The 9,148-nt window shown below is 59.2% G+C and carries 8 protein-coding genes; 3 read left to right on the forward strand and 5 right to left on the reverse strand.

What is annotated here, in order from left to right; translation table 11 throughout:
- Positions 1 to 3 precede the first annotated feature (3 nt).
- The gene (locus KEHDKFFH_RS11205) at positions 4 to 780 is read left to right on the forward strand and encodes an FCD domain-containing protein (protein WP_104322002.1); all 777 of its coding nucleotides are present in this window, start codon (positions 4 to 6) and stop codon (positions 778 to 780) included.
- A 33-nt stretch (positions 781 to 813) separates the two neighbouring features.
- Here the strand turns inward: KEHDKFFH_RS11205 and KEHDKFFH_RS11210 are convergent, their stop codons facing one another.
- The 5 genes from KEHDKFFH_RS11210 to KEHDKFFH_RS11230 form a co-directional block, all read right to left on the reverse strand.
- Positions 814 to 1,554 carry a ParA family protein gene (locus tag KEHDKFFH_RS11210; protein WP_104322003.1) on the reverse strand — a complete coding sequence of 247 codons (741 nt, stop codon included), beginning with the start codon at positions 1,552 to 1,554 and terminating at the stop codon, positions 814 to 816.
- A gap of 167 nt (positions 1,555 to 1,721) precedes the next feature.
- Positions 1,722 to 2,477, reverse strand: coding sequence for a putative 4-mercaptohistidine N1-methyltransferase (locus KEHDKFFH_RS11215; RefSeq protein ID WP_104322004.1), 756 nt, complete (start codon positions 2,475 to 2,477; stop codon positions 1,722 to 1,724).
- Between the two features lie 37 nt (positions 2,478 to 2,514).
- Positions 2,515 to 3,345: an ethanolamine ammonia-lyase subunit EutC gene (gene eutC, locus KEHDKFFH_RS11220; protein ID WP_104322005.1), complete on the reverse strand. Its 831-nt coding sequence runs from the start codon at positions 3,343 to 3,345 to the stop codon at positions 2,515 to 2,517.
- Positions 3,338 to 4,741, reverse strand: a complete 1,404-nt coding sequence (locus KEHDKFFH_RS11225) for an ethanolamine ammonia-lyase subunit EutB (RefSeq protein WP_104322006.1) — start codon at positions 4,739 to 4,741, stop codon at positions 3,338 to 3,340. The genes eutC and KEHDKFFH_RS11225 overlap by 8 nt, the downstream gene beginning before the upstream one ends.
- A gap of 68 nt (positions 4,742 to 4,809) precedes the next feature.
- Complete coding sequence (locus KEHDKFFH_RS11230; RefSeq protein ID WP_104322007.1) at positions 4,810 to 5,676, reverse strand: Nmad3 family putative nucleotide modification protein; 867 nt, start codon at positions 5,674 to 5,676, stop codon at positions 4,810 to 4,812.
- Positions 5,677 to 5,773: 97 nt separating this feature from the next.
- Here KEHDKFFH_RS11230 and KEHDKFFH_RS11235 point away from each other — a divergent pair, with 97 nt between their 5' ends.
- The gene (locus KEHDKFFH_RS11235; protein WP_192875779.1) at positions 5,774 to 6,403 is read left to right on the forward strand and encodes a metallophosphatase domain-containing protein; all 630 of its coding nucleotides are present in this window, start codon (positions 5,774 to 5,776) and stop codon (positions 6,401 to 6,403) included.
- Positions 6,404 to 6,509: 106 nt separating this feature from the next.
- Positions 6,510 to 8,987, forward strand: a complete 2,478-nt coding sequence (locus KEHDKFFH_RS11240) for an ExeM/NucH family extracellular endonuclease (RefSeq protein WP_104322009.1) — start codon at positions 6,510 to 6,512, stop codon at positions 8,985 to 8,987.
- Positions 8,988 to 9,148: the final 161 nt, after the last annotated feature.

The following is a 9,148-nucleotide window of genomic DNA, read 5'->3' on the forward strand; positions in this document are numbered from 1 at the left end:
CTTATGGACGTCGGGCATATCGCGCCTCGCAGACTCGCGGACACCATCGTGGAACAACTGGAAACCATGATTCTGGAAGGCGCCCTGCAACCGGGCGAACGGCTTCCCCCGGAACGGGTCTTGTCAGAGCAGTTCGGGGTGTCCCGCCCTTCCCTGCGGGAGGCCATTCAGCGGCTGACCGCCAAAGGCCTTTTGATCAGCCGTCAGGGCGGCGGCAACTATGTCACCGAATCCCTCGGTGGGAGTTTCAGCGATCCGCTGATTCCTCTGCTTGAAAACCGGCCAGACGCGCAGCGGGATCTGCTGGAGTTTCGTCGCACCCTGGAAGCAGACTGTGCCTACTATGCAGCCCTGCGCGCGACGGAGGTTGACAGGGCACACCTGAAAACCGCCTATGAGGCGCTTCAGGCCTGCTATAGCAAAGATAAAGATCGGGATCTGGAAGCCGAGGGCGCCGCCGATGCTCGCTTTCATCTGGCGATTGCCGAAGCGAGCCATAACGTCATTCTTCTGCACACCATCCGAAACCTGTTCAACATGCTGAAAAGCAACGTGGTTACCAACATCGGCGGCATGTATCAGAGAGAGGCGGAAACCCGGCAGGGGCTGGTGGAACAGCACCGGATGCTGTACGAAGCCATCACCGAAGGACGGGCCGAGGAAGCCCGGGAGCTGGCCGGCAAGCACATCCAGTATGTCCAGCAGGTGCTTTCAGAACGCAGTGAGAGCCACCGCCGACTTGAGCGATCCCTGCGGAGGGACAAGCTCGCCCGATCATGACTTGCTCGATCCTGAAAGGAAGCGATCAGAGTCTCAGAGCAGTCGATTGATCTCCTTCCATAACCTGCGATAGGCGTCGGCGGCCACTGAGCTGGGCGCAAGCAGCTCCACCGGTGTGCCTTCCTCACCCATCTTCTCCACCACACTGGCGTTCGGGATGATGGTCTTAAGGCCTTTGGGCAGGATTTCATCCTGGGCGTTAATCAGTTCCCGATGAAGACCCTTCCGGCGGTCTGCCATGGAATAAAACGGGTGGAGCTTGCCCGGCTTCAGCTTCTTGTCCTTGGCAAACTCCAGCAACTGCTTCCAGCTGTTCAGGGACAGCCAGGTGGGAATCACCGGCACAAACACCTCGTCCGCCGCTTTCAGCACCTGTTCGGAAAGTCGGGACAGCGAAGGCGGGCAATCCAGTATCACCAGGCTGGTTTCTTCGGACAGCGGCGCCAGCCACTGCTTGATCAGGTTGCTGCCATCCTCCTGGTCCAGTTTCACATCGAGGTTACGGAAACTGGTGTGGGAGGGAATGAAATCCAGGTTTTCGTAGTCGCTCTCGTGAATGAATTCGGCGATGGGGGTTTTGCCCTTGAGCAACTGCGATAACTTGTGCCCTTTCACCTCTTCAGCACCGGCCAGATACCAGCTCGATGCGCCCTGGGGATCCAGGTCCCACAGCAGGGTTGAATACCCGGCCTGGCTCGCCAGATAGGCGATGTTCACGGCAGCGGCGGTTTTACCGACACCGCCCTTCAGGCTATAAAACGCAATGGTCCTCATCCTGTCAGATCCTTTTTTCCAGGCATAAAAAAACCGGGGAAGTCCCCGGTTAAAGCATTCACACGATGCACAACACAATGCATGTCGTCCTGATGAGTTCTCAGGCTAAGCTTTTCCGGTGACAGTTTGATGACAGCCTCCAGGCCGTCCTCAAAATTTTCGCATCCTTACTGACTTACTTTCTCCCAGACTGTCAGCTCGGAGAAGCTGTGCTGGAACTTGTTCCTTGTCTCCCTGATGACAAACGGCAGGCTCCAGGGTTCAAACAACAGCCGGAAATGGGGCGCCAGCATTTCCTTGAGGCCGTCGAACGTCGAGAAATCTTCACCGTCCTTCTTGAACCCGCCAACCCAGTGTTCCTTCGGCGTGTACTCCTCCAGCCAGGTATAAGGTGAGGCAATCACCAGAAGCCCGAGCTCGTTGATCCGCTCATGGATGGTCTCCAGAAACAGCGATGGCTGGTACAGCCGATCGATCAGATTTCCCGCGAGTATCAGATCATACCCGGTGAACTGCGATGGCAGATCGCAGGCATCGCCCTGATGAAAGGCCACACGGTCAGCGGCCTCTTCCAGCCCGAGGGAGGCGAGACTCTGGTCCTGGAAGGTCACCAGCTCGCCCTCTTCCGGACGGGCATAACGCACGCGTTTGTCTCGGGCCACTTCCTGACACTTGTTGACGAACGCGTTGGAAAAATCGATGCCGTCCACGTGCCGGAAATGCCGGGCCAGCTCAAAGCTGGTACGGCCAACGGCGCAGCCGATATCCAGCGCACGATCCAGGGGCCGGCCATCCATGGCATGCATGGCGGCATCCGCCAGCGCCTTGGGGAAGTTGGCCTCACCATGCCACCGTTCGCCAAAGTGAAATTCCAGGTATTGGGCGAGGGTGGTGTCGTTTTCATAGTACGCGGTTTGCTGCAATGGAATTCTCCTACCCTGAATGGTTCAACGACTACCTCTAGCGTAACAGGAAGTTGCCAATACCCTGATCAATAACCGCCTCTTCCGACCGGTCCTTGAGCGGCACCCCGGAAACCTTCTTCCGGCGCGCCGCCCTGAGCAGGTACATCAGACGCCTGCTCGCCTCCCCGCATGAAAGCCCCGCCGGCCGGATATTCGATATGCAGTTTCGGCTGGCATCGGTCAGCCCTGGCCCCGGCTGCCAGGTCAGGTAAAGTCCCAGGCTGTCCGGAGAGCTCAGGCCCGGGCGTTCGCCAATCAGCACCACCACGCAACGGGCGTTGAGGCGGTGGCCAACATCATCCCCGATCGCAACCCTCCCCTGAGAGACAACAACCAGCGGGGCCAGTTCCCAGGGCTGATCATCGGTTTCGAGATCCGTCAGTAGTGCCTCGAGAAAACCGACGGCGTTTTCCTGGACGCCATAGGAGGACAGGCCGTCTGCAATCACCAGAGCCAGGTCCACGGGCGAGTCACCGGTGTGACCCAGACGATCCAGCGCCTCACAGGACGGTTGGCTGAGTCTGCGGCCAAGATCGGGGCGCTGAAGATATGTGATTCGGTCGCAGGCCTGGCTTTGCAGGTGAACCGGATCATGTCGTAAAAGCGTTTTCCTGCTCCCGGTCAGTTCTTTCAGATCGGCCATCAGCCGATCCGTGTCCAGCGGCAGGTGCACGGCATCGCGGGCCTGGGCATGGGCCAGTTGAAACGCCAGCATCTCCTGCGTGGGCAGGCTGATGCCTGCCCGGCCAAGTCCAATCCGGGCATCGGTCCAGGCCGAAAGCCGGCGCCAGGGATTCTCGGTTACAGCCAGCTTACGCTCAGTCATTACCGTGGCCCTCCGGTAACCGGGCCAGGCTTTCCCGGAAGGCTTCCGGTAATCCATCGGCGGGAACCTTGCCTTCGCCATCCCGGAAAATCTGCATACGGGTGAGCCACTGTTCGAATTCCGGCGCCGGCCGTTTGTCGAGCACCCGGCGAACGTAAAGGGCATCGTGAAACGAGGTGGTCTGGTAGTTCAGCATGATGTCGTCGGAGCCGGGTATGCCCATGATGAAGTTACAGCCGGCCACCCCCAGCAGGGTGAGCAGGTTGTCCATATCGTTCTGGTCGGCCTCGGCATGGTTGGTGTAGCAGATATCACACCCCATGGGCAGACCCAGCAACTTGCCACAAAAATGGTCCTCCAACCCCGCCCGAGTGATCTCCTTGCCGTCAAACAGGTATTCCGGGCCGATAAACCCGACCACCGTATTCACCAGCAGCGGCTCGAATTTCCGGGCCACCGCGTAAGCCCTGGCCTCGCAGGTCTGCTGATCGACACCGTGATGGGCATCGGCCGACAGCGAGCTGCCCTGGCCGGTCTCGAAATACATCACGTTACGACCAACGGCACCCCGATTCAGCGAGAGAGCCGCATCCCTGGCCTCGGCCAGGGTGGCCAGATCAAACCCGAAACTGCGGTTAGTGGCCTCGGTACCGCCTATGGACTGGAATACCAGATCCACCGGCGCCTTCTGCTCGATGGCTTCCAGGGTGTTGGTCACATGGGTCAGCACACAGGACTGAGTGGGAATCTCATATTTTCGAATCACCTCATCCATCAACTGCAACAGGCGGACACTCTGGGCCACGTTGTCCGTAGCAGGGTTGATCCCGATCACCGCATCACCGCTGCCATACAGCAAACCGTCCAGGATACTGGCCGCAATGCCCGTAATGTCGTCGGTCGGATGGTTGGGTTGGAGGCGAGTCGACATCCGGCCGGGCAGACCTATGGTGCTTCGAAAGGCGGTCTGGACCCGGCATTTGGCCGCCACCAGAATCAGGTCCTGGTTGCGCATGATCTTGGACACAGCCGCGGCCATCTCCGGAGTAATGCCAGCCCGGACGCTCGCGAGCATCTCCGGCGTGGCAAGGTCGCTGAGCAGCCAGTTCCGGAAATCGCCAACGGTAAGATGGGAAACCGGCTCAAACGCCTCGGAATCATGATCATCCAGAATCAGACGGGTGATTTCATCCTGGTCGTAGGGGATGAGCGCTTCATTCAGAAAGGTTTTCAGGGGCAAGTCCGCCAGGGCCATCTGGGCCACCACCCGCTCCTCGGCGGTGTGCGCAATGACACCCGCCAGGCGATCACCGGAGCGCGCCGGCGTGGCTTTCGCCATCAATTCCGCCAGCGTTGCGAACTGCCAGCGCCGGCCACCCAGACTGTAGCGATACATTACCCTCTCCCTGAGACCGTTGTTCTACTATCTTAGGTGAATATCACCCAGACAGATCAACTGCCGGATTATGAACCTGTGCCACGGCCAGTTCGGAGCAATCCCGCGAGCCAGCCAGTCAGGTCAGGATAGGCGTCCAGATTCAGCACGAATTCTTGCCCACGGGCCGCACAGTTCAGGTAACACCAGGGTGACTTGAGCTGCCAGCGGTCCGTTTTGGTGTGATAGCTCAGGGGCGGACGGTCATCGCCCGGATAAAAAGCAGCAGGCAGGCGCCACCGGGTGGGCAGCCGGCTGTGCGGATCGGTCAGGACCAGCTCATCCCTCAGTTTCGGGAACACACCACTGCCGGAAAAGACCTCCGCGCCGGTTGGCAACTGACAGGCAATGGAAGATTCATAGAGCGTGTTGCCGGCGTCTGGCTGGCCGTGGAAGTGGGGATGGTATCGGGCCCAGGGCAAGGCGCACGGCGCCAGCTCATCAATGGTGTGGATCTGGCCAACATGCAGCCAGCCCCAGATAGCATGAAACGGTCGCGAGCCGGGCACAAACCGCCAGCGCCGGTTATGCATTTCAGCGCGGCGGAAAACCCCGAAGAACAGGAACAGATCTCCGGGCTCAACTCCCTGATTACGCAAATGCCCCTGGGCCGAACCGGTCTGGCCCAAAACCGGTCGCCAGCCCTCTTGTCGCGGGTAGGCACCCGCCATCAGATCCGGGTCCAGGTGGGCGCCGTGTCCGCCACGAATTCGGCCACCAGAAAGATCCCGGGCAATCTTGCCCAGCCGGCGTTGCTCGAAGAGGACATTGTCATAGCGGATTCGGGACTGGGAGTCCGGAATCGGCAACACACACAGGGCATCGTCCGGTAACACCGGACTGGGACAACCACCGGCGGAAGAATCGAATCCCTTCCGGCTCAGAATAAGTCGCATGGCATCACTCGAAAAGCATGAAGGCTGAACGGGCGGTAAATGCTATCTTAGAAAAAACAAAAATGCGCGAATGCCACACAGCGGAACCGCCAACATCATGAGAATTGTCTGCATCTCCGACACCCACAGCATGCACCGCCAGATTGAGGTGCCCGAGGGTGACCTGCTGATTCACGCCGGCGACTGCCTGGGTGTCGGCACCCTGGACGAACTGGAGGATCTGGATCTCTGGTTCGCTGAACTTCCCCACCGCAATAAGATTCTGATTGCCGGCAACCACGACTGGTGCTTCCAGGATGAGACGGCCGAAGCCCGGGAACTGGTACGGCACGCCCATTACCTGCAGGACAGCCCGGTGGAACTCGAAGGTCTCAAGTTCTGGGGCAGCCCATGGACGCCGACGTTCTTCAACTGGGCGTTCAATCTGGAACGGGGTGATGCCCTTGCCGAGCGGTGGGCACAAATACCCGAAGACACCGATGTGTTGATCACCCACGGCCCTCCCGCCGGCATTCTGGACAAAATTATTTCACCCACCGGCATTGTTCGCCCCGGTTGCGACGACCTGGCTGAACGGGTGGCCAGACTGACCCTGAAGCTGCACATCTTCGGTCACATTCATGAGGGTTACGGCCAGGAACAGATTGGCGACTGTCTCCACGTGAATGCCAGCACCTGCAATGACCGTTTCCAGCCACTGAACCCGCCGATTGTGATCGATCTTTAGCCTGGTCAATACCTTCATAAAACTCACATCCCCTCGTCACAGTCCCCTTGCAGACTGAGGTGGGCCGCGTGCCCTCAACCTCTATCAAGGAATCAGGGACAGAACGATGAAGATCAAAAAATCACTACTGGCAGCTGCCATCGGCGGCCTGCTCACCAGCTACGCACAGGCATCGCTGGTCATCAGCGAATATATCGAAGGTTCTGGCAACAACAAGGCCATAGAGCTTCTGAATACCGGCGCAGATCCCGTAAACCTGACCGCCTGGGAGCTCCAGATCTTTTACAACGGTTCCCAGTCACCCGGACAGACCTTAAACCTCGAGGGCATCGTTGAGCCTGGCAGCAACTATGTTTTCGCCAGCAGCTCGGCGGCCCCCGCCATCCTTGATGTGGCAGACCAGACCACCGGCGCTGGCCTGTTTAACGGTGACGATGCCGTTGTTCTGCTGAACGGCGGCAACCCGGCCGACAGTATCGGCCAGATCGGAACAGACCCGGGCAGCTACTGGGGCAGTGGTGATGTCCGCACCCAGGACCGGACACTGCGACGCAAAGACGGTGTTCCCGGGGATACCGATCCATTCAACGCCTATGACCCAGGGCCCGTTTTCGATGGTTTCCCGCAGGATACCTTCGACGATCTTGGCAAGGCAGGAGGCGATAGCGGCAGTGATCCCGAGCCACAAACTCCCGACATGACCTGTGGCGGGCCAGCTACTTTCATTTCAGCCATTCAGGGCAGCGCTGACAACAGCCCTCTTGTTGGCCAGGCGGTTGTTGTGGAGGCTGTCGTTTCCGCTGTTTTTAACAACGACGGCCAACTGGGCGGATTCTATATCGAAGAAGAGGCCGGCGATCGCGATGGTGACATCAGTACCTCGGAGGGTCTGTTTATCTACGGACCAGGCCTGACAGCCGAGGCGGGCCAGCTCCACCGCATTGCCGGTGAAGTGACCGAATTCTTCGGCCTGACCCAGTTAACCAACGTGTCTGCCACCCAGTCCTGTGGCACCGCGACTCTTCCAGCCCCGGCTACTGCGAACCTGCCCTGGGACACCCTGAATGCACCGGAAGCGCTGGAGTCGATGCGTGTGAGCTTTAACAACAAGCTCACGGTCAACGACAACTACGATCTGGGTCGCTTCGGTAGTCTCACTCTCGGCAGTAAGCGCCACTTCATCCCGACCAGTATTGCCAGCCCGGGTGCAGAAGCTCAAGCGGTGGAAATGATGAATGCCATGGACCGGGTCGTTCTGGACGACGCAAGCAACCGCCAGAATCCTGCTACGGTTCCCTATCCATCACCGCAACTCAGCGCCTCGCAGACCGTCCGTGCTGGAGACACCGTGGAAAATCTCCAGGGCATTCTCGACTACCGCTTCTCCGAGTGGCGCATACAACCTGTTACCACGCCTGTTTTCGCCCAGGACAATCCGAGAACTCTTGAGCCACAGCTTGAGAATCGGGGCAATCTGGTCGTGGCTTCCTTCAACGTTCTGAACTTTTTCAATGGCGACGGACTGGGCGGCGGATTCCCTACTGATCGCGGGGCCGATACCCCTGAAGAACTCAACCGGCAAACTGAAAAGCTGGTCAGCGCCCTCAATGCAATGAACGCCGACATCATTGGCCTGATGGAAATTGAGAACGACGGCTATGGCGAGAACAGCGCAATATCGGAGCTGGCCGAGGCGCTTGGCAGCAACTGGGAGTTCGTAGACCCGGGCCTCGAAAAGCTTGGCAGCGATGCCATCGCGGTTGGCTTCCTCTACCGCACTGACCGGGTGGAAACCGTCGGTGAGGCTGCCACTCTATCCGGCTCCGCGTTCGCGGACCTGAACCGCCAACCTCTCGCCCAGACATTCCGCCCAATGGGGTCAAACGATGGAGTCACCATTGCCGTTAACCACTTCAAATCAAAAGGCTGCGGCAGTGCCGACGGAGCCAATGCCGACCAGGGCGATGGCCAGGGCTGCTGGAACCCGGTTCGCACCCAGGCTGCTAACGCGCTGGCAAGCTGGCTGGAGGCCGACCCCACCGGGACCGGTGAAGAGGATTCACTGATCATCGGCGATCTTAACAGCTACGCCAAAGAAGACCCCATCCAGGCGCTGGCCGATTCAGGCTACACCGATCTGGTAGCCAGATTTGAGGGGACCCGAGCCTATTCCTACGTGTTCCTCGGCCAGGCAGGTTATCTGGACCACGGGTTGGCCAACCTGTCACTGGCGGAAAAAGTGGCGGACACCAGCATCTGGCCAATCAACGCCGACGAGCCCCGGGCGCTGGACTACAACACAGAGTTCAAGACACCTGAGCAGCAGGCCAGCTTCTATGCACCCGACGCCTACCGGGCCTCAGATCACGATCCCGTGATCATTGCCCTGAACCTGGAAACAACCCCTGCCAGCGCTCGCGCAGACCTGAACGGCGATGGCCGGGTCAATGGACGTGACCTGGCCCGCTTTGTCCTCGCCCTTCTGTTTGGCAAGGCAAATGGCCCGACTTACGACATCAACCAGGACGGTCGCATCAACAAGGACGACATGTTCGCCATCATTGACGCAATGCGCAGCCGATAAACGCTCCGCGCAAGAACGCCCGCCAGCTGGCGGGCGTTTCAGATTGCTGACGAACCCCGGTTTTTCCGGGGTTCGTTGCGTTTGGGCGCATTAAATTCAGTTGGCGACGGATCTAGCCCAATAGTCCCGACCGGATTGCCAATACGCGAGATAACGCAGTT

This window comes from Marinobacter maroccanus, assembly GCF_002933275.1.
In the GTDB taxonomy this organism is placed as follows: domain Bacteria; phylum Pseudomonadota; class Gammaproteobacteria; order Pseudomonadales; family Oleiphilaceae; genus Marinobacter; species Marinobacter maroccanus.